At 60.2% G+C, this 20,695-nt stretch carries 26 protein-coding genes; 5 read left to right on the forward strand and 21 right to left on the reverse strand.

The window, feature by feature from the left end; genetic code table 11:
- Window positions 1–65: 65 nt before the first annotated feature.
- Both orc4 and FGM06_RS15375 read right to left on the reverse strand, forming a co-directional pair.
- Window positions 66–1,298, reverse strand: coding sequence for a DNA replication protein Orc4 (orc4, locus tag FGM06_RS15370; RefSeq protein WP_049908454.1), 1,233 nt, complete (start codon window positions 1,296–1,298; stop codon window positions 66–68).
- A 630-nt stretch (window positions 1,299–1,928) separates the two neighbouring features.
- Entirely contained in the window at window positions 1,929–2,252 is a 324-nt protein-coding gene (locus tag FGM06_RS15375; protein WP_092893735.1) for a hypothetical protein, read from the reverse strand.
- Window positions 2,253–2,390: 138 nt separating this feature from the next.
- Here FGM06_RS15375 and FGM06_RS15380 point away from each other — a divergent pair, with 138 nt between their 5' ends.
- Window positions 2,391–3,317 (forward strand): helix-turn-helix transcriptional regulator, encoded by a 927-nt coding sequence (locus FGM06_RS15380; protein WP_144800147.1) that lies wholly within the window; start codon window positions 2,391–2,393, stop codon window positions 3,315–3,317.
- Entirely contained in the window at window positions 3,314–4,117 is an 804-nt protein-coding gene (locus FGM06_RS15385; protein WP_144800148.1) for a DUF6036 family nucleotidyltransferase, read from the forward strand. The genes FGM06_RS15380 and FGM06_RS15385 overlap by 4 nt, the downstream gene beginning before the upstream one ends.
- Before the next feature lie 11 nt (window positions 4,118–4,128).
- On the opposite strand, the gene FGM06_RS15390 is transcribed toward FGM06_RS15385, so the two are convergent.
- From FGM06_RS15390 to FGM06_RS15410, 5 genes are all read right to left on the reverse strand, one after another.
- On the reverse strand, window positions 4,129–4,944 hold the full coding sequence (locus FGM06_RS15390) for a hypothetical protein (protein ID WP_144800149.1): 816 nt from the start codon (window positions 4,942–4,944) through the stop codon (window positions 4,129–4,131).
- A gap of 90 nt (window positions 4,945–5,034) precedes the next feature.
- A complete protein-coding gene (locus tag FGM06_RS15395; RefSeq protein ID WP_144800150.1) occupies window positions 5,035–5,982 on the reverse strand; it encodes an ArdC-like ssDNA-binding domain-containing protein in 948 nt (315 codons plus the stop codon).
- Between the two features lie 87 nt (window positions 5,983–6,069).
- Entirely contained in the window at window positions 6,070–6,417 is a 348-nt protein-coding gene (locus tag FGM06_RS15400; RefSeq protein WP_115821801.1) for a hypothetical protein, read from the reverse strand.
- 139 nt (window positions 6,418–6,556) lie between these two features.
- Complete coding sequence (locus FGM06_RS15405; protein WP_144800151.1) at window positions 6,557–7,774, reverse strand: homing endonuclease associated repeat-containing protein; 1,218 nt, start codon at window positions 7,772–7,774, stop codon at window positions 6,557–6,559.
- 226 nt (window positions 7,775–8,000) lie between these two features.
- Window positions 8,001–8,216, reverse strand: coding sequence for a hypothetical protein (locus FGM06_RS15410; RefSeq protein ID WP_144800152.1), 216 nt, complete (start codon window positions 8,214–8,216; stop codon window positions 8,001–8,003).
- Between the two features lie 132 nt (window positions 8,217–8,348).
- On the opposite strand from FGM06_RS15410, the gene FGM06_RS15415 reads away from it, so the two are divergent.
- Window positions 8,349–8,555, forward strand: coding sequence for a heavy-metal-associated domain-containing protein (locus FGM06_RS15415; RefSeq protein ID WP_144800153.1), 207 nt, complete (start codon window positions 8,349–8,351; stop codon window positions 8,553–8,555).
- Here FGM06_RS15415 and FGM06_RS15420 read toward each other — a convergent pair.
- On the reverse strand, window positions 8,552–10,828 hold the full coding sequence (locus FGM06_RS15420; RefSeq protein ID WP_144800154.1) for a heavy metal translocating P-type ATPase: 2,277 nt from the start codon (window positions 10,826–10,828) through the stop codon (window positions 8,552–8,554). The two genes, FGM06_RS15415 and FGM06_RS15420, sit on opposite strands and share 4 nt — an antisense overlap.
- 131 nt (window positions 10,829–10,959) lie before the next feature.
- On the opposite strand from FGM06_RS15420, the gene FGM06_RS15425 reads away from it, so the two are divergent.
- Window positions 10,960–11,514, forward strand: coding sequence for an ArsR/SmtB family transcription factor (locus FGM06_RS15425; RefSeq protein ID WP_144800155.1), 555 nt, complete (start codon window positions 10,960–10,962; stop codon window positions 11,512–11,514).
- Between the two features lie 58 nt (window positions 11,515–11,572).
- Here FGM06_RS15425 and lpdA read toward each other — a convergent pair whose 3' ends face one another.
- On the reverse strand, window positions 11,573–12,949 hold the full coding sequence (gene lpdA, locus FGM06_RS15430; RefSeq protein ID WP_144800156.1) for a dihydrolipoyl dehydrogenase: 1,377 nt from the start codon (window positions 12,947–12,949) through the stop codon (window positions 11,573–11,575).
- A 117-nt stretch (window positions 12,950–13,066) separates the two neighbouring features.
- Window positions 13,067–14,521, reverse strand: a complete 1,455-nt coding sequence (merA, locus tag FGM06_RS15435; protein ID WP_144800157.1) for a mercury(II) reductase — start codon at window positions 14,519–14,521, stop codon at window positions 13,067–13,069.
- Between the two features lie 78 nt (window positions 14,522–14,599).
- Here merA and FGM06_RS15440 point away from each other — a divergent pair, with 78 nt between their 5' ends.
- On the forward strand, window positions 14,600–14,953 hold the full coding sequence (locus FGM06_RS15440) for a winged helix-turn-helix transcriptional regulator (protein WP_144800158.1): 354 nt from the start codon (window positions 14,600–14,602) through the stop codon (window positions 14,951–14,953).
- Between the two features lie 54 nt (window positions 14,954–15,007).
- Here FGM06_RS15440 and FGM06_RS15445 read toward each other — a convergent pair whose 3' ends face one another.
- From FGM06_RS15445 to FGM06_RS15490, 11 genes are all read right to left on the reverse strand, one after another.
- A complete protein-coding gene (locus tag FGM06_RS15445; RefSeq protein ID WP_144800159.1) occupies window positions 15,008–15,319 on the reverse strand; it encodes a hypothetical protein in 312 nt (103 codons plus the stop codon).
- Window positions 15,320–15,416: 97 nt separating this feature from the next.
- Complete coding sequence (locus FGM06_RS15450) at window positions 15,417–16,577, reverse strand: hypothetical protein (RefSeq protein ID WP_144800160.1); 1,161 nt, start codon at window positions 16,575–16,577, stop codon at window positions 15,417–15,419.
- Between the two features lie 197 nt (window positions 16,578–16,774).
- Window positions 16,775–17,164: a hypothetical protein gene (locus tag FGM06_RS15455; RefSeq protein ID WP_144800161.1), complete on the reverse strand. Its 390-nt coding sequence runs from the start codon at window positions 17,162–17,164 to the stop codon at window positions 16,775–16,777.
- An 81-nt stretch (window positions 17,165–17,245) separates the two neighbouring features.
- Window positions 17,246–17,776, reverse strand: a complete 531-nt coding sequence (locus tag FGM06_RS15460) for a hypothetical protein (RefSeq protein ID WP_144800162.1) — start codon at window positions 17,774–17,776, stop codon at window positions 17,246–17,248.
- Complete coding sequence (locus FGM06_RS16165) at window positions 17,773–17,928, reverse strand: hypothetical protein (RefSeq protein WP_186311048.1); 156 nt, start codon at window positions 17,926–17,928, stop codon at window positions 17,773–17,775. The genes FGM06_RS15460 and FGM06_RS16165 overlap by 4 nt, the downstream gene beginning before the upstream one ends.
- Window positions 17,928–18,614, reverse strand: a complete 687-nt coding sequence (locus FGM06_RS15465; protein WP_144800189.1) for a DUF6166 domain-containing protein — start codon at window positions 18,612–18,614, stop codon at window positions 17,928–17,930. Before FGM06_RS15465 ends, FGM06_RS16165 begins: the two co-directional genes overlap by 1 nt.
- A gap of 157 nt (window positions 18,615–18,771) precedes the next feature.
- Complete coding sequence (locus FGM06_RS15470) at window positions 18,772–19,071, reverse strand: hypothetical protein (RefSeq protein ID WP_144800163.1); 300 nt, start codon at window positions 19,069–19,071, stop codon at window positions 18,772–18,774.
- 53 nt (window positions 19,072–19,124) lie between these two features.
- Window positions 19,125–19,346 (reverse strand): hypothetical protein, encoded by a 222-nt coding sequence (locus tag FGM06_RS15475; RefSeq protein ID WP_092635714.1) that lies wholly within the window; start codon window positions 19,344–19,346, stop codon window positions 19,125–19,127.
- Between the two features lie 49 nt (window positions 19,347–19,395).
- Entirely contained in the window at window positions 19,396–19,674 is a 279-nt protein-coding gene (locus FGM06_RS15480; RefSeq protein WP_092635712.1) for a DUF7389 domain-containing protein, read from the reverse strand.
- A gap of 23 nt (window positions 19,675–19,697) precedes the next feature.
- Window positions 19,698–20,099, reverse strand: coding sequence for a DUF6166 domain-containing protein (locus FGM06_RS15485; protein ID WP_092635710.1), 402 nt, complete (start codon window positions 20,097–20,099; stop codon window positions 19,698–19,700).
- A gap of 79 nt (window positions 20,100–20,178) precedes the next feature.
- Window positions 20,179–20,574, reverse strand: coding sequence for a DUF7567 family protein (locus FGM06_RS15490; RefSeq protein WP_092635708.1), 396 nt, complete (start codon window positions 20,572–20,574; stop codon window positions 20,179–20,181).
- Window positions 20,575–20,695: the final 121 nt, after the last annotated feature.

The following is a 20,695-nucleotide window of genomic DNA, read 5'->3' on the forward strand; positions in this document are numbered from 1 at the left end:
CCGTCGTTTCCTCACGCCCCACCCCGGATTTCCGTCGTCCGCACTCACTCAGTAGTAGGGGGTCACTACTCGCGAGTCCAGTCCTGCATCCGGCTGTCCTCGAGGATCGTTTCGCGGACGACCTGGGGATCTTCGATGAGTCGGTTCTGGAGGTGGATGCCGCCCGCACTCCCCTTGTTGATCTTCTCGATTTCGACAACCCCGAGGAAGGCTTGCTCTTTCAGGATGTCGCGAAACCGGCGGACGGAGAGGATATCCATATCGAGATGGTTGCAGATGCGTTCGTACTGGTCGTACACCCGACTCGTGAGGAACGCATCGTCGTTGCTGTTGACACTCAGCTCCGTGAGCGCCAGCAACGCCGCCTTCGCCTGCGTGGGTGCGCCGTTCACGAGTTCTCTGAACCGGTCCTTTTCGGCGTGCTGCTGTGCCTGGCGGACGTGTTCCTCCGTCACCTGCTCTGCTCCGGCCTCGTAGGCGACCTCCCCGGCGTGGCGAAGAATGTCGATCGCCTTCCGAGCGTCACCGTGCTCCTGCGCGGCGAAGGCCGCCGAGAGCGGAATCACGTCCTCGGAAAGGACGCCGTCCTGGAAGGCGTCCTCACGGTTGAACATAATCTCCCGTAACTGGTTGGCGTCGTATGGCTTGAAGAACAGCTCCTTGTGCTGGAAGCTGCTTTTCACGCGCTCGTTCACGTTGTCGACGTACTGGATCTTGTTGCTGATCGCGATGACACCGACGCTACAGTCGATTTTTCCCGCCTCCTCAGCGCGCGAGAGCTTCATCAGCACGCTGTCGTCGTTCATCAGATCGATCTCGTCGAGGATGATGATCACAGAATCGAATTGAGCGTCGAGCGTCTTCCAGAGGAGTTTGTAGTATTTCGACGTACTGAGGCCGGTATGGGGGACGGAGATTCCAGTCGAAGATTCATCGTTCAGCTTCGCGGCCAGTGAGGAGATTGCTTGAGTCTCCGTGTTGTCTTCAGCACAGTCGATATACGCGGTTCCAATCTCGACGCCATCCTGAGCGGCATTCTGAGCTCGTTGGCAGACGTGTTTCGAAACGAGAGATTTACCAGTCCCCGTTTTCCCGTAGATCATCACGTTTTCTGGGGAGTACCCGTGGACAGCACCGTTGAGACGTTTCGCGAGCTTCGAGATTTCCTCGTCGCGACCGACGATCCGGTCAGCCTCCGGAACGTGGCCGATTTTCAGGAGATCCTTGTTCGCGAAGATGCGATGCCCGGATTCAAAGAGTGGATCGTCGACAGAACTGGGTGAAGAGTCGGGCGTCATTGAATATCACACGGTGTGGGCGGGGGGAGTATAAATCTAGTGGAGAACGCCACCCCACGTTTCCGACGTTCCTTGTCCGATATCAGCGGGAAAATGCCGTTATTCGGTGGAATTGGATTGCTGACAATATAGCCGCGTTTCCGACGTGAGAGAGGAAACCCGTAGACGGAAGCGGCGCGTTGTTGTCGAATCCCGAACCCACACACCCCACGTTTCCGTCGTAATCACCGAACAGGTGGGGAGGGGACTCGAAGAAGACATCCACGACGGGATACCAAAGACGAGAGCGGCCTAGCCGTCCAATACTGGCCGCCTACAGAAGCAGCTGGAAAGGATCGTTTCATCTGAGGGGGCGAAGTACTTCGCCCCCTCCTTGGTTGAAGTACACTTAATGAGCGTTTCTCAGCTATACTACTTTAATCTATGTGTTGGAGAAGTTAGTTCTTCTCTAGATTGGTTCTAGGTCAACAGAATTAGTGGCTGCATAGCGCTATCGTAGCCTCTCCCTATGCCGTCGTGGAGAAACGACGGAAACGCGGGGGGTGTGGTCCCTTCGAAATCAGCGCCACCCCCTCCACCAACATCCAGTTACGACGGAAACGTGGGGTGGGTGTCCTCCATCATCGAGTTTTACTCGTCCGGGTTGACCGGACCCTTGTACTGAGAACGAATCTTCTCTCCCTCCCGCCACTGCCAGTAGTAGTAGCGATTGTCGTTGATTTCCTTGATCGTGATCGTTGCTTTGGCCGGGACGTCGTCCGGAAGATCGTCTGGCCGTTCTTCGACCTCTTCTTGATCTGCCGACTCCTCGAGACGGGCCTCTCGTTCCTTGTGCTCGGCGAGCGCCTCAGCGTACGTCGCAACGTCTCGGAGCTGCTCCGGGTCCGACTCGTTGAGCGTGTTGACGATCTCCGTCGGGAGGTTCGCCGGTGGGGTCGGGGGTTCGTAGGACATCGGCGACTCTCGTGTTAACCAACACGGCCCACGAATCCATAGTTTTGTTGGTTAAGACGATGGAGACGGCTCCCGTGCTTGCTGGATGTAACACTACTCGAAACTTCTTTATATGGCAGTTTCGTACTATGTTACACCGTGCTCCGGCGTATCGAACTCGAGGTCCTCGCCACGGTCGACCGCGGCGACACGATCTCCGAACTCGCGACGAAGCTCAACCACAGCGAGAGCTACCTCTCTCGTGCCGTCGCCGACCTCGTCGAAAAGGGACTCGTCTTCACGGAACGCGACGGGCGGCGAAAACGAGTCGTTCCGTCGGATGCTCGCGCCGTCGAACTCTACCGGGACCTCGTCCGCCAGCACTCCCATATCGACTTCCCCGAACTGCTGACGGGCAAGGCACTCGAAGTGCTGTACTACCTCGACCAGCCGCGAACCGTCTCCGAAATCGCCGACCGGAGCGACAACTACCGCAACACGGTTAACCGCGTCCTCAAGCGGTTTCGTGACCGTGGTCTCGTCGGGACGGCCGACGGCCACTACGAGTTCAACGCTGACTTCGACCGCCTCCACGAGTTCGCCCGGGAACTCGTACATCATCTACATCGCCAGCGTCTCGAAGCCGTTGCCCCGAAGGGGACGATTCTCTGGGAGGACTACGACGAATTCCTCGCGCAGGCAGAGACGGAGATCGACGCGGCGGCGTTCCACGAAACCGGCCTCGCTCGGTTCGCAGCCTTCGACCTCCAGTTCCTGCTCACCGGCCACCGCTACTACGTCTACTCCGAGGATCTCGACGCAGTCTCGCCGGCGGAACTTTGCTGTCACACGCTGCTGATCGACGACGGCAGCCGCCACCGCTCGTACTGTCTCCTCCTGCTCAGCCACGTCGACGTCGACGAGGCGGCCCTCCGAGAGCAGGCGGCGAAGTATGGCCTCGAAGACGATATCGACGCCTTGCTCCGCTACCTCGAGACGCACGGCGAGGTAGACGACGACCGACTCCCGGAGTGGGACGAGTTCCAGGAGCTGGCGGCTGACTACGAGGTGCCATTACCAAAATGAGACCAACATTCGGACGCGAGTACATCGAGAACGAATTCCAGCGGATCGTGGATGGCCTCTCAGCCCCGCTCGCGGTCTACCTGATCGGTGGTGGCGCGATGTCGCTGCGCGACCTCAAGGGGGCGACGAAAGATATCGACCTGGTCGTCCCGGATGGCGACGCGTACGGTCAGCTGTGGGCCGTCTTGATGGACCTCGGGTATGCGGAGGTTCAATCGCTGGATCCAGATTATCGGGCGCTGGGGGCAACGAGCTGCGTTGAGAACGACGACGGGTGTCGCCTTGACATCTTCAACCAGCAGGTCGCGAACAAGCTCGTGCTCACCGACGGGATGCAAGAGCGCAGCGAGCCGTTCCTCGACACAGATCAACTGACGGTCCGGCTGGTCAGCAACGAAGATATCTTCCTGTTCAAGGCGATCGCAGGCCGCGACGACGACATCGAGGACATGAATATGCTCGTACAGGCCGGTCTCGATTACGACGTCGTCCGGACTGAACTCGAAGCCCAGATCGAACGCCTGGGGGACGATCAGTTCGCCACGTTCGCGAACGAGGCCCTGGTCGAACTCGAGGAGCGGTACGGAGTAACCACGCCGATCGAGGGGCGCGTTCAGGAACTGACGAATAGGTACTACCGGGGGCTCGAAGTCCTCCAGGCACTCGATGAACCGATGACCGTCGACGAACTGGCCGCGGAACTGGAGCTGGATGACGAGGAGGTTCACGACCGGATCGCGTATCTCTCAACGTTCGACCGGGTCCGTCGGGATGGCGACACAGTCCGTCCCGTGGAGTAGTCTGGCCACGACTACGGGGAGGGAAGGCGGCCGTCTGGTCGGGGAACGCGGCCCCGTTTAATCTCGTGATCGACGCGGCGCAGGTGCTTGCAGCCGCCCTCGGGTGAACGTTGCTGCCAGTCGGGACAGGTACACGATTCGTCGATGACGTCGACTTCGTACCGGTTCCCTGACGCAGACTGTACCTCGTAGCGGCCACCCTTCGAGAGGAGTGAGACGTCCATCGCTTCGGCGACGGCACGCTTCGTGCGGGGCTCAAGATCGTCCTCCGACTGTGCGTTCTCGTCGACGACCAGTCGGTCGCGAACGTCGCCTGTTCGGCCACCGTCGGGAGCGACGGCTTCCGCAGGGCCACTGAGCCGCTCGTGAAGCACTTCCTCCACCGGATGGCCTTCCGGCCAGAGGTAGTGGACCTCGCGACGCTCGCGATGGTCGTAGGAGCCGCACGCGGCTGCGCTCCCAGTCCAGACGCGCCAGGCACCGAGCGCGGCCATCACGTCGACAATGGCGCGAGGAACTGCCTGGTGGTCGTCCGGGAAGAACACCCGGAAGCGGGTACACGCTTCTCGCGGCGGGACGGTCTCCCACCAGTCTTCGCTGGAGCCCCAGCTATCGAACATCGCCTCATCGCTCCCGTAGCCGACGGTCACGCCGTCGGTCGGCGTCCAGTCTGCTGGGAGGTGGTCCGCCTCGCCTTCAAGCACCCGAAGAACGGCGTATCGGAGGTACTCGTGGGCTTGGTTGTCTGTCGTACGAGCGACCTGGTCGTGCTGCTCGGCAACGTGCTCGGCTTCCTCGAGGACCGTCGTGAGATTGGGTTCAGTCATCATTCGACGGAGGTCTGAATGCGCCTCCGCCCCTCGGCGGGCGCTGAAAAACTTAACCAACAGAACGGAAGGAATCCATCACTCTGTTGGTTAACTATGTTGGGACGAGGAGTCTCCTTCGAGCACGTCGATGAGCTCTTCTGCTGTAGAACTGATCCGTCCGAGCCGCTCGCGAACGACCTCGGGATCGTCCGACTCCCACGCAGCGAGGTAGAACGCCGACCCGCTAGTGTCCAACCCACAGTACCGCCCGACGACATATGCGACGGCTTCGGCCTCGACCTCGCGTTTCGCCCGCTCGGTGTCGTCGTCGACGTCGAAGTGGAGCAGAGCGTGGGCGTACTCGTGAATTAGCGTCCGCGCGAGGTCGGCCTCGTTCTCCCGATCACGCACCTCGACGAGCGGCTGAACGTCGACGAGGCTCAGCTGCTCGCAGATGCCCTTTGCCTCGCCGTGGGTCCACTCCTCGGCTGGAACGATCTGCACCGTCACGCCGAGGTCGTCAGCGGCGCCAGTCAACTGTTCGACGAGGTCGCCGGCGTCGCCGGTCGCTTCCGTGTCCAGGTCGGGAAGCGGCTCGCCCTCGGTCTGGGAGATGTCGAACACCGGTGCGGGTTTGAACCCGACCAGGCCCTCGGACCACTCCTCGGGCGGCGTCTCGTCGTACTCACAATCACTGTCCTCGTGGTAGCTCGGCGAATTCTCGCACTCCGGGCACTGCTTGGTGATGATCGGCGCCCAGATCCAGATGGCCGACTCACCCTCCTTGACGTGGCGGTCGAACTCCTCCTGCCACGTCCGGTAGCCCGCCACCCGGCTCGCCTCGGGACACTGCCGCTTGATGAGGAGCGTGTTCCGGTAGGAGTAGTCGTGGAAGCGACTCTGGACGTCGAGCCACTCTTGGAACTCCACGCTGGCCTGCGCGTTGTCGACGCCGGCGACGAGGTCGTCGATCCACTGTTCGATGGTACTGTTCATCTCGTCGGATCGTGTGTCGGTCTGGTCGAAGGAGACCGACGAGTCTCTGATCGTGGACATCGTGTTCACCGAATCAAGTTCACGGCGACTGCGTCTGTTCAGACCGCGCCGCACCCCTCAGGGGCGTTCAAAAAACCGCTCTGTCGGTCAGCGGAGCTCGTGGCGTTCGTCCGCAAAGCCGACCGTGACGAGGTACTCGAGGAACTCGTCGAACCGCTCGACGTCACTGGGCGTGTCGGTCGCAAGATGACGCGCCCACTCGATGGCCCACTGGAAGGCGGGATCCGTGCCGCCCTTGCCGTGAATGTACCACCACCGGGCCGCCTTGAGAACCACTATGGGATTCGTCGGCGGCTGCTCACCGGCGAGCCCACGGGTGATGGACTCGATTTCGTCGGGGACATCGGCGGAATCGACCTCCGCTGATTGCGTGTTGTCGATGTCGACCGGGATCTCGTCGATCGAGACGTTGTCAGGACGCTGTTGTTGACTCACTGGAAGTCACCTCTGAGGGCTCTCGAAGGAGCCCTCGCCCTCTCTGGGGGCACGAAAAACAGGTCGCGAAGTCACGCCGGCGGGAGGTAGACGCTCTGCTCGCCGGCAGACTATCGTGCTGAACGTGGAACTTCGCTTGTTAGTCAACCACTGGTTGGACTGGAAGCCGTTCGAGGCGGCGGTGGCACGGGATACAGAGAGTCAACAGGTTACTCGGTACATCTGCATCGTCGACCGACCGGTCTGGGTCGTTGTAGAACCGGCGTCGAGGGATCCTATGATGAACCGGGAGATCACGTCCGAATTTATCGCGGTGAGCTTCGCGGCCCATACCGCAGCGCAGACAGGATTCATTGTCACGGGTAATGATTTCCTCACGAATCTGTGGCCAGTTCGAGCCGAACGGTACTGTCTCGGTATTTGACTGGCGGTAGTCGTCTAAATAGTCTGGATCGGCCGCCTGTAGGGCTGTTCGCCATGATCCGAATACGCGCCGATACGGCTGGGTCGTGAATTCCCCGTGTTTAATCATCTCACCCGTTGTCGGCGGATGACCCAACTCTTCGGCGAGCTCTCGCAATTCGGTCAATAAACCCTCACGTGGAATTCGCCACCGGGTATTTGGCTCGAAGCCAGCGGCTGTAAGCGCCTCGTTCCAAGAACCGAACCGCTTCTGGTAGACCGATCCGCTCCATTTTCCCTGGTCCTGCATCTCCTCTTTGCGCGGAATGTGTCCCAACTCTTCGCTGAGTCTCTTGAGTTCAGACAGCAGAGTGTCTTCACTCACGTTTCGTGTATAGTTTATTTCTAAGCCAGCCCTCTGAAGAGCCTGATTCCAATTTCCGAAGGCCCGTTTGTACGGATCCGAGGTGTACGGACCATCTTGATCCATCTCGTCTGTCGTGGGTGGGCGGCCAAGTTCCTCAGCGAACTCCTGTAGAGCAGCAATAAGTGCTTCTTCGGAGAGATTCAGTTCAACGTTGGGCTCCAACCCAGCTGCCCGTAGAGCTGAGTTCCACCCGCCGAATCGCTTGCAGTACGTTTTCACCGAGTACTTCCCGTAACTTCTGTAGGTTCGCTCTGAAGGTGCCTCTCCTACGATTTCAGCGACTGATTTGAGGTCCACAAGAAGATCGGCTTTCGGTGTCGCTGGTCTTCCGTTTGGTTCGTTTGTTCCCGTCTCAAGGTCGGCAGTCTTGAGCGCTTCATTCCACGACCCGAAACGGTCCGCGTAGGTCTTTGCGGCATGAGTGCCGGACTCGTTCATCTCATTCTGCGACGGGGGCCGCCCGAGTTCCGACGCGAATTCCCGGAGACGATTGAGGAGTTCTTCGTCTGAGTACAGCTTCTTGCCCATGATTTGTGATGTGATTGAATCACTCAGTTTGGTCCCGGCTTGGTATTTGAATGTCAGTTCTCGTGTTTGTGAGTCGTTACCTGTTGATGCTGACTGAGCTTCTATTCGATCCCGCGAGGCCGCTGCTGGCTGCCTCGCACCCATCGAGGGGGCCGAAAAACTGAGGCACACCCTGTTAACCAACAATGGGGAAACCCACGTGGAGTGTGTTGGTTAAGGATAGAGCTTACTCTTCGCCCTCACGTAGCTCTTCAGCCTTCCACTTGAGCCGGCGCAGGATCTGCGTTCGATTCTGGTTGGCGTTCTCGTAGGCAACACACTCTTGGAGGGTTTCCATATCCGGAATCGTCGCGATTCCTGCCTTGATCAGGCGCGTGTTCGATGCTTCAAGCCGCTTCTCTGGCGAGAATTCGTTACTCTCTTGCTCGTCAGTGGACCCCATCTCAAAGAGCCTCCACCCCCGTTGGGGCCGACACAAACAACTCTCCGGACGATAACGCCCCACCTCTCATAGGGTAAAACCGATACAACAGTTACCGTAATGGCCATCCCCCGCGAGTGTTTACAGTCCCGTATGGAGCGAAAGACGATCTCAGTCACCGGGATGTCGTGCAACGGGTGCGAACAGAACGTGGAGACCGCCCTGCGAAACCTCGATAGTGTGACTCGGGTCGAGGCCGACCACAAAGCTGACACGGTCGACGTGGTCCTCGAGGATGAGGTCTCAGATGACGATGTGAACGCGGCAATCGAACAGGCTGGCTACGACGTCGTGGCCTAATCGGCCGCCGCTCGGCCGTCGCTCACGTTATCGTCCGTGCGTTCGTCGAGGGCGAACTCGGTGTTGACACCCTCGCCCGAGAGGAGTTGACCAGCGAAGCTGTTGGCGAGGACGGCCGAGACCGACAGCACCATCGCGAGCATCGCGAACACCGGGTGAACGAGCCCGGTGGTCGCAGCGGCGACGCCGATGCCGTTGAAGGCGAACGCCGTCGCGAGATTCTGGCGGGTCTTCCGGTAGCTTTCGGTCCCGATGTCGTAGGCGTCCATCACGCCGCCGAGCCGGTCACCCATCAGGACGATGTCCGCCGATTCGATGGCGATGTCGGTCCCTGCGCCGATCGCGATCCCGATGTCCGCCTGCGTGAGTGCGGGGGCGTCGTTGATGCCGTCGCCGACCATCGCTACGCGGTGGCCGGCTTCCTGCAGGTGACCGATCTCTTCACGTTTCTCGTCGGGCAGGACGTCGGCCATAACGCGATCGATGCCGACCTCCTCGGCGACAGCCTGCGCGGTGCGTTCGTTGTCGCCGGTGAGCATCATGGGTGTGATACCGGCGTCGCGCATCCGCCGGATGGTCTCCGCGGCGTCGGCTTTGATTTCGTCGCCGATGCAGATCAAGCCGATCAGGTCACCGTCACGGACAACGCCGGCGACGGTGAGGCCGCGGCCCTGAAGTCGTTCAATGTCGTCGCTCTCCTTCGACAGGTCGATCCCCTCGTCGCTGAGCCATCCCGTTTTCCCGACCAGCACGTCGTCGCTGGCCACGGTCGCTCGGACGCCCTTGCCGGTCACCGAGTCAAAGGCGTCAGGATCCGCGTACTCGCCGCCCTGCTCGTCGGCGGCCTCGAGGATCGCATCAGCGAGCGGGTGTTCGGAGAAGGCCTCCGCACTGGCCGCAGTCGTGAGTACATCCACCTCGTCGGCACCGAACGCGACGACCTCACTAACGGCGGGTTCGCCGACGGTGATGGTGCCGGTCTTGTCCAACACGATGTGGTCGACGTCGGGAAATATCTGGAAGGCGTCACCGGAGCGCATCAGGATGCCACGGTTCGCGGCCTTCCCGCCGCCCCGGATCAGGGCCAGCGGTGTCGCCATCCCGAGCGCACACGGATAGCCGAGCACGAGGACCGCCAGCGCCGCGAACGCCCCGCGCTGGACGTTTGGGGCTGCTCCCCACGCGAGGGGGGCGACCACCCAGAAGAGGAACGACAACCCAGCGATCGTCAAGACGCCGGGGACGAAATACTTGAGCACGCGGTCGGCGAGCTGGATGATGCCGGGCTTCATCGCCCGCGCCTCCTCGATCTCGCGGGCGATCTGGTTTAGGAACGCGTCCTCCCCGGTTGCAGTTACCTCGATGAGCAGCGCCCCGGTCTCGTTGACGCTGCCACCGATCACCGTGTCGCCGCCCGTTTTCTCCTCGGGAATGGACTCCCCGGTGGCGACCGATTCGTCGACTGTAGACTCACCCTCGACGACTTCGCCGTCGACGGGGATGTTCTCGCCGGGCTTGACCCGGACGCGATCACCGATGTCGAGGTCGTCGACAGGAACCTCCTCGACATCACCGTCATCACTGACGCGGCGTGCCGTGTCGGGCTGGAGGTCGAGAAGGCCTTGGACGGCTTGGGAAGCTCGCGTGCGGACGATGAGGCTGGTGTACTCCGAAAGGATGTGATAGGTGGTGATGAACACGGAAACGGCGAAGAAGTGGACGGTCGGGAAGCCAGGGAACACGAACAGGCCGAGCAGCCCACCAAGTAACCCTGCGAATGCACCTGCTTCCAAGAGAACGTGCTGATTGAAGATCCCCCGGCGCAGGCTCTGGTAGGCTTTCTCTTTGATGTACCGTCCAGAACCGAACATCGTCCCGAGCGCCAGCCCCAGTGTCACCAGATCCATCACAAGAGATGATGACTCGAAGCGTCCCATCACGAGAATCATCCACCCCATCAGGGCAGCGACCACGATAGATGCGCCACCTGCGAGGAGGAGGCGGCGCTTGCCGTCGGCGAGTTCGGCCTGCTGTTGCTCGTACCGCTTCGCTTTGTCCGGGTCGCGGATGGTGTACCCGAGATCCCGGAGCGTGTCCTTCACCTCGACCTCACTCAGCAGGTCGTTGTCGTATTCGACGAGAACTTCCTCGTGGGCGAGACTCACGTCGACGTCCTCGACACCATCGGTTCGGCTGTAGGCCTTCTTGATGCTCTCGGCACAGAACGAGCAGGACATTCCCCCGACGTTGAATTGTTCGTGTGTCGTTCCCATCGTGGATGGTGGTTACCGTGCGACGCGGATAACCATTACGACGATAGTTATAGCGGTCTCGATGTTATACTACCACTGTGGGGTGAGTGGCGTTACTCTTACTGTCGTTGTCCGTCTACCTCCTCACAAGAATGGCGCTCCTTGAATCTGACGTACCGATCCGGGAAGTCGTAACCACCGACCCGGAGAAAGCGAAGGCGCTGGAGAACGATGTCCGGGCGAAGATCCTCGATATGCTCGCGACCGAGGAGATGACGATCGAGGAGATTCACGACGAACTGCATCGTCGCGGCGAGGAGAAGGCGGAAACAACGGTCCGCCACCATGTGAACGTCCTAAAGGACGCCGGGATGGTCGAAATCGCGCGGCTCGAGGAAGCTGGTGGTGGGACACGGAAGTACTACAAGTCGAACACACGGGTCTTCTCGTACGACCTTCCAGAAAGCAGCGGAGAGCAACTTGCTCCGGCGCAGGACACGACTCGTGAAGAGCTAGCTGCGCTGATCGAGACCCTCGCCGAGCAACACGGCGACGAGATCGAGGCCGTAGCCAAGGAGATGAAACCGTGTGAATACTGCGAATCCCAGCACTACAAGGAGTTCGTCGTTCGAGAACTGCTCAATCGCGCGCTCATCGACCTCGGCGAAACTGGGGAGCTCGACGAACTCTTATCGACAGCTGAGTGACCGATTCCGCGGTGAAATATCGCCTGCTCTGTGACGTAATAACTCGCTTCAAGACGCGTTACGAGGGTTTGTGAACACCTCCGGCGGCTGAGTTGATGCTCTCGGGGAGCGTGGGGTGGATGTGCATCGTGTCGGCGATCTGGTCGGCGGTCGCGCCGAGTTCGATGGCGAGGATGAGTTCGTGGACGATTTCAGCCCCTTGTTCGCCGACGACGTGGGCACCAAGGAGTTCGTCGGTGTCGGCGTCGGTGACCAGTTTGACGAATCCCTCGGTCTCACCGAGTGCCTTCGGCTTGCCCTGGTCGGCGAAGTCCTGGCGGCCGATGCCCACCTCGTACCCTTCGTCTCGTGCTTCCTGTTCGGTCAGTCCGACGTGGCCGACCTGCGGGTCGGTGAACACAGCCCACGGGACGGTTCGGTCCTCGGTGCTGATCGTTTCGTCTTTCGCGAGGTGTCGATACAGGAGGTCGGCGTCGTCGCGCGCGGAGTGAGTGAACATCGGTGGCCCGCTCACGTCGCCGATGGCGTAGATACCGTCGGCAGTCGTTTCGAAGCTGTCGTCGGTCTCGACGAATCCTCGCTCATCGAGCGACACGTCGACATCTTCGAGGCGGAGACCGTCCGTATTCGGCGTCCGCCCGGCGGCGAGCGCGACGTCTGAGACGGTGACGGCGCCGGCACCATCGGCATCGACTCGGATGCCGGAATCAGTCTCCGACAGTGCCGTCACGGGCGCGTCTGCCTGGACGGTGATTCCTTCGTCTTCGAAGGCGCTCTCGATAACCTCGCTCACCTCGGGGTCCTCGTTCGGGAGGAGGTGGTCACCGCGCTGGAAGACGGTGACATCAGCGCCGAATCGGCTGTACATCTGGGCATACTCGCAGCCGACGTACCCCCCGCCGATGACGGCAAGCGAATCGGGAACTGCGTCAAGCTCGAGCAAATCTGTACTGTCGTGGACCTCGACGGCGTCGAGACCGTCGATCGGCGGCTTCGCCGGGCGTGCCCCCGTATTGATAATGACCCGGTCGGCCGAGAGTGTCTGGTCGTCGACCTGGACTTCGTCTTGTGACGTGAAGACGCCGTGGCCTTCGATGAAATCGATGTTCTCGTTTTCCTCGACATTTTCATAGGCGCCCTCACGGATGCTCTCGACGATGTCGTCTTTGCGATCGAGAATCGCTTCCATGTCGGCCTCGATTGCGCTGTCGATGTCGATGCCGAACTCCTCGCTGCGGCGGGCGAGATTCGCGACCTCCGCGCTCCGGAGCATAGTCTTTGTTGGGATACACCCGCGATTGAGACACGTTCCACCGAGGAGATCCTCCTCGACAAGGGCCGTCTCCATGCCCGAATAGGCACACTTCATCGCGACGGGGAGGCCGGCCATCCCACCCCCGAGCACGAGCAGATCGTAGTCGTATCCGTTACTCATCGCTCTGGCTCCCGATCTGGATTGTATTGTGGTCTGCCGTTGCTTCTCGGGTGGTACATTGAACGAGAATCACTGTATTCTTGGATACGGTCATAATTCGGATAATGCTGGTGGGGATTACTCAACGCAGCAGCTCATCGTCGACGTGTCCCGCCGAAACGCCTGACAGGCCTGTTTGAACGCCTCGGAGAACGTCGGGAACGGGTGGACGGTGTCGATGATGTCATCGACGGTGAGGCTGAACTTCACCGCCAGCGTCGCTTCCATGATCATGTCAGCGGCACGGGGGCCGACCATGTGGACGCCGACGATCTCGTCAGTCTCGTGGTGTTTGACGACCTGGACGAGGCCATCTGTGTTCTTGACTGCCTTCGCCCGCGGGACATCCTCCATCTGGACGGTTCGGCACGAGCAGGTGCCGTGCTCGTCCATGTACTCCAGTTCGGTCGTGCCGACTGCGGCGACTTCGGGACTGGTGAAGACGACTGCCGGGACTGCGTCGTAGTCGATGCTGACGCCCTCGTCGCCGAAGGCGTTCTTGACGGCTTGATTGCCTTCCTTGGCGGCGACCGTCTCCAGTTCGGGTTCGCCGATCACGTCGCCCGCCGCGTAGATGTCGGGATTGGTCGTCTGGAAATGTTCGTCGACACGAATCGTCCCGTCGTCGTTTGTTTCGACCCCTACCGTTTCCAGGCCGATGCCCTCGCTGTTCGGCTGGATGCCGGTCGCGACGAACAGCGCGTCCCTTGTAACTGTCCGCTCGGTGCCGTCGACGACTGTTTCGACGGCGACGATTGACTGAACCGCTTCGGTTCCACCGTCGGCTGCTCGCCTGCGGACGCGCTGGAAGTCGTTGCCGGTCATTACCTCGATGCCGTCCTCCTCGAACGTGCGCTGCATCTCGCGACCCAGTTGGCTTTCCATGTCCGAGAGGACGTGGTCGGAGCGCTGGAGGATGGTCACGTCGACGCCGACGCGGTGGAGGATCTGGCCCCACTCCAGCGCGATGTATCCGCCACCAAGCATCACGATGCTCTCGGGGAGGTCGCGCTCCTCGAGGATGGTCTCGCTCGTGTAGTAGTCAACGCCGCCGAGGCCGTCGATGGGCGGCGCCCAGGGCGAACTTCCGGTCGCGACGAGCGCCTTCTGCCCAGTGATGCGCGCGCCCTCGTCAGCGCCGTCGACGACCTCGATAGTCGTGTCGCCGACCAGCTGGCCGTAGCCCTCGTAGATGTCGGTCTCGAAGTGCTCGGCGATATCGACGTAGTTCTCCTGCCGGAACCGTTCGACGAGTTCGTCGGTGCCGTCGAGTGCGTCGGCCCAGTCGACGGTCGGCTCCTCGGAGTATCGAACGGCGTCGAAGGGATTCTCCGACGCTGCAGCGCCGCTCTCGGCGACGGCGAGAAGATGCTTACTCGGGACACAGCCGACGTTCACGCAGGTCCCGCCAATCGGCAAGCCTGTGTTCACCATCGCAGTCGAGAGGTCCCGCCGGCTCGCTTCAGTGATCGCGGCGAACGCTGCGGCGCCACCGCCGAGAATCACGAGATCATAGTCGGAGGTGTGGGTCATCAGTGCCTATACTTTACGACGGGAAGTTCTTATGCTCCAGAGTCCGAAGCTATAGAGTAGGTTGGAGGCTACGAAGCTATGGCAGATACTACTTCACCGGCGCCAACGTGCGATGTTGAGGGGACGTGCTACTGTCCGCTCACAGGAGTTATCGACACGTTGAGCCGAAAATACGCGATGCAACTCGTTAGCATCATCGGCGCACATGACTCACTGCGGTTCGCGGAGATCGAAGACCACCTCCCGACAGCGAGCACGTCGACAATCTCGAAACGCCTGAACGAATTCGAGGAGGCAGGGCTCGTCTCACGGACGCAGTACAACGAAATCCCACCGCGTGTCGAATATGCGTTGACAGAGGATGGCGACGAGGTTCGAACACGACTGGAACCGTTACTCGAGTGGGCGACAGAAAATAGCGGAAATGCGTAAACCGAGCCATTCCAAAAGAGAAACCAATTCTCCACGGACTCCCCTCAAGTCTGGTTAGGCCTCTGGGGATTCGAGTACTGTGAGATTCTGGACTGGGAAGGGATTGCTTTCTCCGGCGAACTCGTCCTCAGGGACGTAATGCCAGAGGTGGCCGTTTACCTGGTAGAGAAACGACTCGCTGCCTTCTGCTTCTACTCTCACCCGCTTCCCGACATTATCGTCTTCTTCCCAGCCGATGACGGTCAACGGCTCGACGGGCCATTCAAAGAATTTGACCGAGTCACCAGGCTCCAACTCTTCAAAGGTCTCTATATCCCCCTGCTGTGGCTCTCGCGCGTCGAGAGTCGGATTATGCTCAATAGACATGGTCTCTGGGTGCGCCCCTACTCACTTAATACTGTCAGCAGTGGATTCCAGCCGCTAGAACGGAAGCACGCCTGGCGAATCTTCTCTCCGATTGCTCTTAGCCCATTGCCTCTTGGAACCGCTCACGCAGCGCGTCCTCGCGTTCTTCGAACTGCTCGACTTTCTCCTGCAGGTCGTCGCTGACCCGTTCGATGCTCGCCAGCGCTCGTTCGCCGGCCAATGAGGCCTGTGACCCGTCGTCACCGTCTGCCTCTAGCTGCTGCTCGTAGGCCTGCTCGACGCGCTCGATCGTGCTTTCCGGGTTGAACAGGATGTCGTTGGCAATCCGAACGTACTGATCGAGGGACGCCCCCTCTTTCCCCTGGAAGAAGTGGGTGAGCGCGTACGTCGCGCCGGAATGCAGCGTCCACATATCGATCTCGAAGGGGGACGCCGCATTGGCTTCTGCATCGCCGGCGGCACGCTTGGCCAGGTAGTCCGGGAAGCCCAGCAGGGTGTAGAACTCCGTGACGGTGAACGGGAGCTCCGAGAAGTCGAGGTCGATATCCTGGGCGTCTCGGATGAACTCGAAGAGGTCGGCGGCGACGAGTTCGACCTGTGCGAGGAGTTCCTCCCACCAGGTGCGGAAGTTCCTCCCGTCGCCGACGTGCTTGATAACCTCCTTGTCGGTGAGCGAGCGCATCGTGTTCGAGCAGTAGCCATCCTGGGCGAACCCCTCCACGTAGACGGCGTGCTCGCCGAAGAAGTCGTAGCCCGACGTGACGCCCATCGTAATCGGGTCCGACCGACCGGGCAGGCGCACCTCAAGGCCGTCGAACATCACGTCCATGTGGACCTCGCCGCCGCCCCGGTAGCGTCGAATCTCGCCGAACATCACCTCGCCCAGCGGCGTCCCGTCGATGGTCTCCTCCCGGAGGACCTCCTCCAGCGGCCCGTAGATGTCGACCGGGTTGATGATCGCGTAACTGTCTGTGGGAACGTGGAACAACGGGTCCGTCTCCGCGTCCTCATCTCGGGCCTGCTCCCGAGCTTGACTCGGCTCGACGAGCGCATTGAACCGCTCCGTCTCGACCCACTCGTCGGTGTACGGATTTTGGTACGCCACGGTCGTCTCGACGGCCTGCGGAAGATCGCGGACCGCCTCGGCGAATGTCACGGGGTCTGCATCCCCGTGACGCTCTCGGTACCACTCGGGCAGTTCGGTGTCGGTACGTCCATCGACGCCAGCGAAGATGGTTCTGGACTCTGGATCTTTCATCTCAGTCACCTCACTTCAGGAATCCTCGTCGACGGACGCCTGCATCGTCTCGCGCCCTGCGCCCCTCTCCCGGGCGCAACAACAACACCACGTTAACCAACACTGACCTCGATCGCCGGAACTAGTTGGTTAATCAGGTTTTGCTGATGGACGAGAAGTACCTTTCAAAAGGCGGTAGGATGGCCTTCTGACCGCGACTATTCCCGTTCTTCGAGGACGATCCGCCTTGCTTCAGCTACAAGCCCGTGGGCATCAACCATCGCTTCCGCATCAAGTGCGACTGCGGCTCCAATCCCGTCTTCGAGAACGAAATTCATCTCGATAACGTTCTCGAAGCACTGAACCAGGCACGTGAGCTGTCCGTGGTCTTCTGAGAAGGTGTTTTCGTAGATTGGTGCCGTTAACGACTCCATTCGGGATTCGTCGATTGCAGATTCGAGCTCATCTGTCGTATATTGCTCAGCGACGTCATCCCTGAGATGGACGATTTCGTACGTGCCTTCCTCGTATTTCACGATACTCCGGAGATTCCCGTCAGTTCGTTGTTCGAAGAAGTTCTCGAGCCGAGTGGCCATCCTTGTCGCCATATTAGCAACTCGTGTCTCTTTCATCATAGGTGTAGGGCAAAGAAATAACATCGCCGTATCGATTATTGTCCCTTCTGTCCTTCAATCTCTCCGCCTACGGCGCACCTGCTCAGGATTCGGTACCCACGGATGGGCGTCCCAGCAGTGAAGGGCGTGCTCTCGTGGCGTGTCGAACAGCGCCTCACACGACCCACACTCGTAGGCGGTCTCGGGCCAGCGTTCCGTGACGAACATCGCTGTCACCGTCGACCTGACTGGATCTGGTGCAGCCGACCGCTGAACGTAATCATAGCCGATCACTGTCCGTCGACGAAGCGCCGACTGCGCCAGCCGTTCGGGCCGGTCTGCTGGGAGATACACCCACCGGACGAACGCCTTCTCTGAGTCCTTCGCCGAGGGTTGAAGGATGAACCACCGGTCATGATCGTCGCGGAAGAGATACCGTTCTGCTCCCTGATTTTGGAGATAGAGCGGATCGCCGCGTCCGGCAATCACCCGCAGACCGATGGACCGGGAGATGGGTGAGAGGAGTCGCTCTTCCAGCGTGAGCGAGCGGGACTCTCCGGCCGAATCCTCGATCTCGAAATCGTCAAGCGTCGCTTCGTCAGTCATGATTCGCTGGGATTCGTCTCGTCTGTGTCTTTCCCATCTGTTCGCTCGTGCCGGTCGTTGTATCGCTCGAGTTCTCGGCCGATGCACTCCAGCGCCGTGACGGCGCGTTCGATGAGTTGGTATGTGGCCCGCGAGAGTCGGATGTTTTCCATTAGGTCTCCTCCTCTGGCTCGACGAGGTCGTTACTCTCAGCGACGAGTGCCTGAACGGCTGAAGCAGGATCGTTCTCGACCGGAAGCGTTCGATGGTCAAGCGGGGTGGGATACGCCCGATCCCCCTGCGCACAAAGTATGATCAACCACTCTTCGCTCCCTTCGGCGAGGACGACGTAGTGGTCGATCTCCCGACGTTGGAAGACTGTCCGATCTGTCCGGCTCACCGCACTCCAGTTTGCCGGCAGTGACGATGACGGCGTCCCACCATCTGGCGTGAGTACTCGGTACTCTTCGAATTCGGCGAGTGCCGCCTCGATATCCTTCCCGGTGAGGTGCCAGCAGTCGGCCGGGCCATCACACACCAACTGACTGACTACGTCGTTGCGGAACTGGATGTAGTGTTGCTGGGCGACGGTTTCGTTGTCGGTGTAATCGAGGAGGAGCGCACAGGCGAGCTGTGCCGGTCCGCTCCCAACGTAGCCCCAGTCGAATCCCGCCGGGCTATGCCGCACGAGACCGAGACTTCGATTGGGGGAGAGGCGTTCGTGTGCGGTGAGGTTCAGGACAACTGGCGTTCCGTCGACACGCATCCCGACGTACTCGACGCGGTCTGTACTCGCCTGACATCGCTCATCCGTATCCTGTACGACTGCTCGTGGGTCGGTAGTCGAATTCATCTCCATCGGTTGCATGCGGGCGTTCGGATTCCCCGCGCCCCTGCTGGGGGTCGAAAAACCACCACCGGCTATTAGTCCCTCAGCGTCGCTTCAAAATTAGAATTCAGACTATTATAGTCCAGACTACAACAATTCATCAGACAATCAATCGATAGAGGCAAGTCTATTCTTCGAAGAGACAGCGAGCGGCTGCATCGTCGCCAGTGAGGGTCTGCTGATCCTCGTCCGTATCAGCGAAGAGTGTTGACTGATCTCCCTCGGATGTTTGCTCAACTTCGGGTCGATCGTCGACGCCGAACTCACTCGCCTCGGGGTGATCAAGACGCGAATCCCGGTCACGATGATCCACGTCAGCGCCGAAGTCCTCAAGCGAGGTCTCAACGCTTGTTTCGGTTACTTCGAGTTGGCCATCGTCACGGAATGCGGTCTGTCGTTGAATCTCGATCTCTGGTCGATCGCTCATCTGGATTGAGCCTCCACCCACCGAGGCTCCGACAGACACCTCCGGGCGTTGGGTCAATCGTCTTGTGCGCGGATTTCGCTGGCCCGCTGTTCAAGCCGGCGGAGGATTTGGACCCGTTGCTGATTCGCGTTCTCGTAGGCGACGCAGGCTCGCAGCGTCTCCATATCGTTGATCGTCACGATACCAGCGTTGATGAGTCGCGTATTCGATGGCTCGAGCCGTTGTTCTGGCGAAAGCTCGCCTTCGTCTGTTGTTTGACCGTCTGGATTGCTCACTGATAATCGCCTCCGCCACTGCTGAGGCGACAAAAAACTCCCCTCGCCGTTACCCGTCTTCTTCCTCGGGTTGGATCTGGCGAGCGTCCTCCGCGAGATCGTGGATGTATTCTCTGAGGGTTTCCATGTCCTCGCGAGCGTCTTCGAGGGTCTTGCCTTTCGCTTTCGCGATTACCTCGTCCTGATCTCTGGTACCGGTTCCACGCTTGAGCTTTACGGTGAGGGAGACGCCGACGTCACTTCGTTCGACGTACTCCGTTCGTGTCGTCTGTTCGCTCGATTCAGCCGATTCGCCATCCGTACGAGATGGTTGGGTATGTTCTGACATGGATTTCTTTCGGTGATTGGTATTTAGATGGACGGTGCGGCCGGCTCGCCGGGTGTTTCGTGAAGGACTGCGTCGATCTCGGGCCCGGTGAGTCGCCAGCGTCCAGCAGACCCAGCACAGTCCAGTTGGCTCACGACCTCGGTTTTGAATGCCTGGTAGTGGTCGAGGGCGAACGCCTCGTCTCCCGTGTAGTCGAGGAGGAGTGCGAGCGCGAGTTGTGCCGGACCACTACCACCATATCCCCATTCGAATCCCGAGGGACTGTGATTCACCAGCGCGAGACTCCGTTCTGGTGTGAGCCGTTCTTGGCCGGGACGTTTCTCAACGATAGCCTGCCCGCTCTGCCGATACCCGACGTAGACGATGTCGCAGCCGCTCGCTGGGCGTGTCTGTTCAATCGAGTGTGTGTCGCTAGGTCTACTCATCGGTCTGTTCGGGAGCTACTCGTTCGAGCACCCCCGCACCGCTCAGGGGGTGAAAAACAGTCACAGGGACTGCTTGCCCCTACGCGAGATGGGAGATATCGGCTGGTTCCTCCACGTCGTCGAATTCACCACGCTCGACCGGCTCCCAATCCTCCCCAGGTGCTGGACTCCACCAGTCGACTTTGTAGGCCCCCGGTGCGCCGAGGATTTTCACCCGTGCCGATCCATCGGGTAGGTCACGACGGAACTTCTCGTCGACGTGAAGGTTCCACGTCGAGTCGGTGTCGAAGCACGCGAGCACAGCCTCCTCGTAGCCACGGTCTTCTCTGGATTCCCGGAGGATGACCTGCGTGTTGCAGTTCTTGCAGAACACTCCCTCGAAGGGAATGTGACTGAATATCTCGTGCCCGCAGACCGGACACCAGAGGAACTCGAACAGTGCTTCGCTGTGGCGGTCGATGACTTCCAGACTCATCTGTGGATCTGGCCCGCTTGAGACGGGCCACCCATCCCGGCCCACAAATAAACGTCATTCGCCGTGAGGGATGTCGATTGGTGCTGTACTGCTGGCAAAGGTTTATCAGACCACACTGTGT

It is taken from the genome of Halorubrum depositum (assembly GCF_007671725.1).
Classification (GTDB): Archaea; Halobacteriota; Halobacteria; order Halobacteriales; family Haloferacaceae; genus Halorubrum; species Halorubrum depositum.

Coding starts and splice junctions, on each gene's coding strand:
- orc4 (WP_049908454.1), bottom strand. CDS start 1,298: ATGACGCCCGACTCTTCACCCAGTTCTGTCGACGATCCACTCTTTGAA.
- FGM06_RS15375 (WP_092893735.1), bottom strand. CDS start 2,252: ATGTCCTACGAACCCCCGACCCCACCGGCGAACCTCCCGACGGAGATC.
- FGM06_RS15385 (WP_144800148.1), top strand. CDS start 3,314: ATGAGACCAACATTCGGACGCGAGTACATCGAGAACGAATTCCAGCGG.
- FGM06_RS15390 (WP_144800149.1), bottom strand. CDS start 4,944: ATGACTGAACCCAATCTCACGACGGTCCTCGAGGAAGCCGAGCACGTT.
- FGM06_RS15395 (WP_144800150.1), bottom strand. CDS start 5,982: ATGTCCACGATCAGAGACTCGTCGGTCTCCTTCGACCAGACCGACACA.
- FGM06_RS15405 (WP_144800151.1), bottom strand. CDS start 7,774: ATGGGCAAGAAGCTGTACTCAGACGAAGAACTCCTCAATCGTCTCCGG.
- FGM06_RS15410 (WP_144800152.1), bottom strand. CDS start 8,216: ATGGGGTCCACTGACGAGCAAGAGAGTAACGAATTCTCGCCAGAGAAG.
- FGM06_RS15415 (WP_144800153.1), top strand. CDS start 8,349: ATGGAGCGAAAGACGATCTCAGTCACCGGGATGTCGTGCAACGGGTGC.
- FGM06_RS15420 (WP_144800154.1), bottom strand. CDS start 10,828: ATGGGAACGACACACGAACAATTCAACGTCGGGGGAATGTCCTGCTCG.
- FGM06_RS15425 (WP_144800155.1), top strand. CDS start 10,960: ATGGCGCTCCTTGAATCTGACGTACCGATCCGGGAAGTCGTAACCACC.
- lpdA (WP_144800156.1), bottom strand. CDS start 12,949: ATGAGTAACGGATACGACTACGATCTGCTCGTGCTCGGGGGTGGGATG.
- merA (WP_144800157.1), bottom strand. CDS start 14,521: ATGACCCACACCTCCGACTATGATCTCGTGATTCTCGGCGGTGGCGCC.
- FGM06_RS15440 (WP_144800158.1), top strand. CDS start 14,600: ATGGCAGATACTACTTCACCGGCGCCAACGTGCGATGTTGAGGGGACG.
- FGM06_RS15445 (WP_144800159.1), bottom strand. CDS start 15,319: ATGTCTATTGAGCATAATCCGACTCTCGACGCGCGAGAGCCACAGCAG.
- FGM06_RS15450 (WP_144800160.1), bottom strand. CDS start 16,577: ATGAAAGATCCAGAGTCCAGAACCATCTTCGCTGGCGTCGATGGACGT.
- FGM06_RS15455 (WP_144800161.1), bottom strand. CDS start 17,164: ATGGCGACAAGGATGGCCACTCGGCTCGAGAACTTCTTCGAACAACGA.
- FGM06_RS15460 (WP_144800162.1), bottom strand. CDS start 17,776: ATGACTGACGAAGCGACGCTTGACGATTTCGAGATCGAGGATTCGGCC.
- FGM06_RS16165 (WP_186311048.1), bottom strand. CDS start 17,928: ATGGAAAACATCCGACTCTCGCGGGCCACATACCAACTCATCGAACGC.
- FGM06_RS15465 (WP_144800189.1), bottom strand. CDS start 18,614: ATGGAGATGAATTCGACTACCGACCCACGAGCAGTCGTACAGGATACG.
- FGM06_RS15470 (WP_144800163.1), bottom strand. CDS start 19,071: ATGAGCGATCGACCAGAGATCGAGATTCAACGACAGACCGCATTCCGT.
- FGM06_RS15480 (WP_092635712.1), bottom strand. CDS start 19,674: ATGTCAGAACATACCCAACCATCTCGTACGGATGGCGAATCGGCTGAA.
- FGM06_RS15485 (WP_092635710.1), bottom strand. CDS start 20,099: ATGAGTAGACCTAGCGACACACACTCGATTGAACAGACACGCCCAGCG.
- FGM06_RS15490 (WP_092635708.1), bottom strand. CDS start 20,574: ATGAGTCTGGAAGTCATCGACCGCCACAGCGAAGCACTGTTCGAGTTC.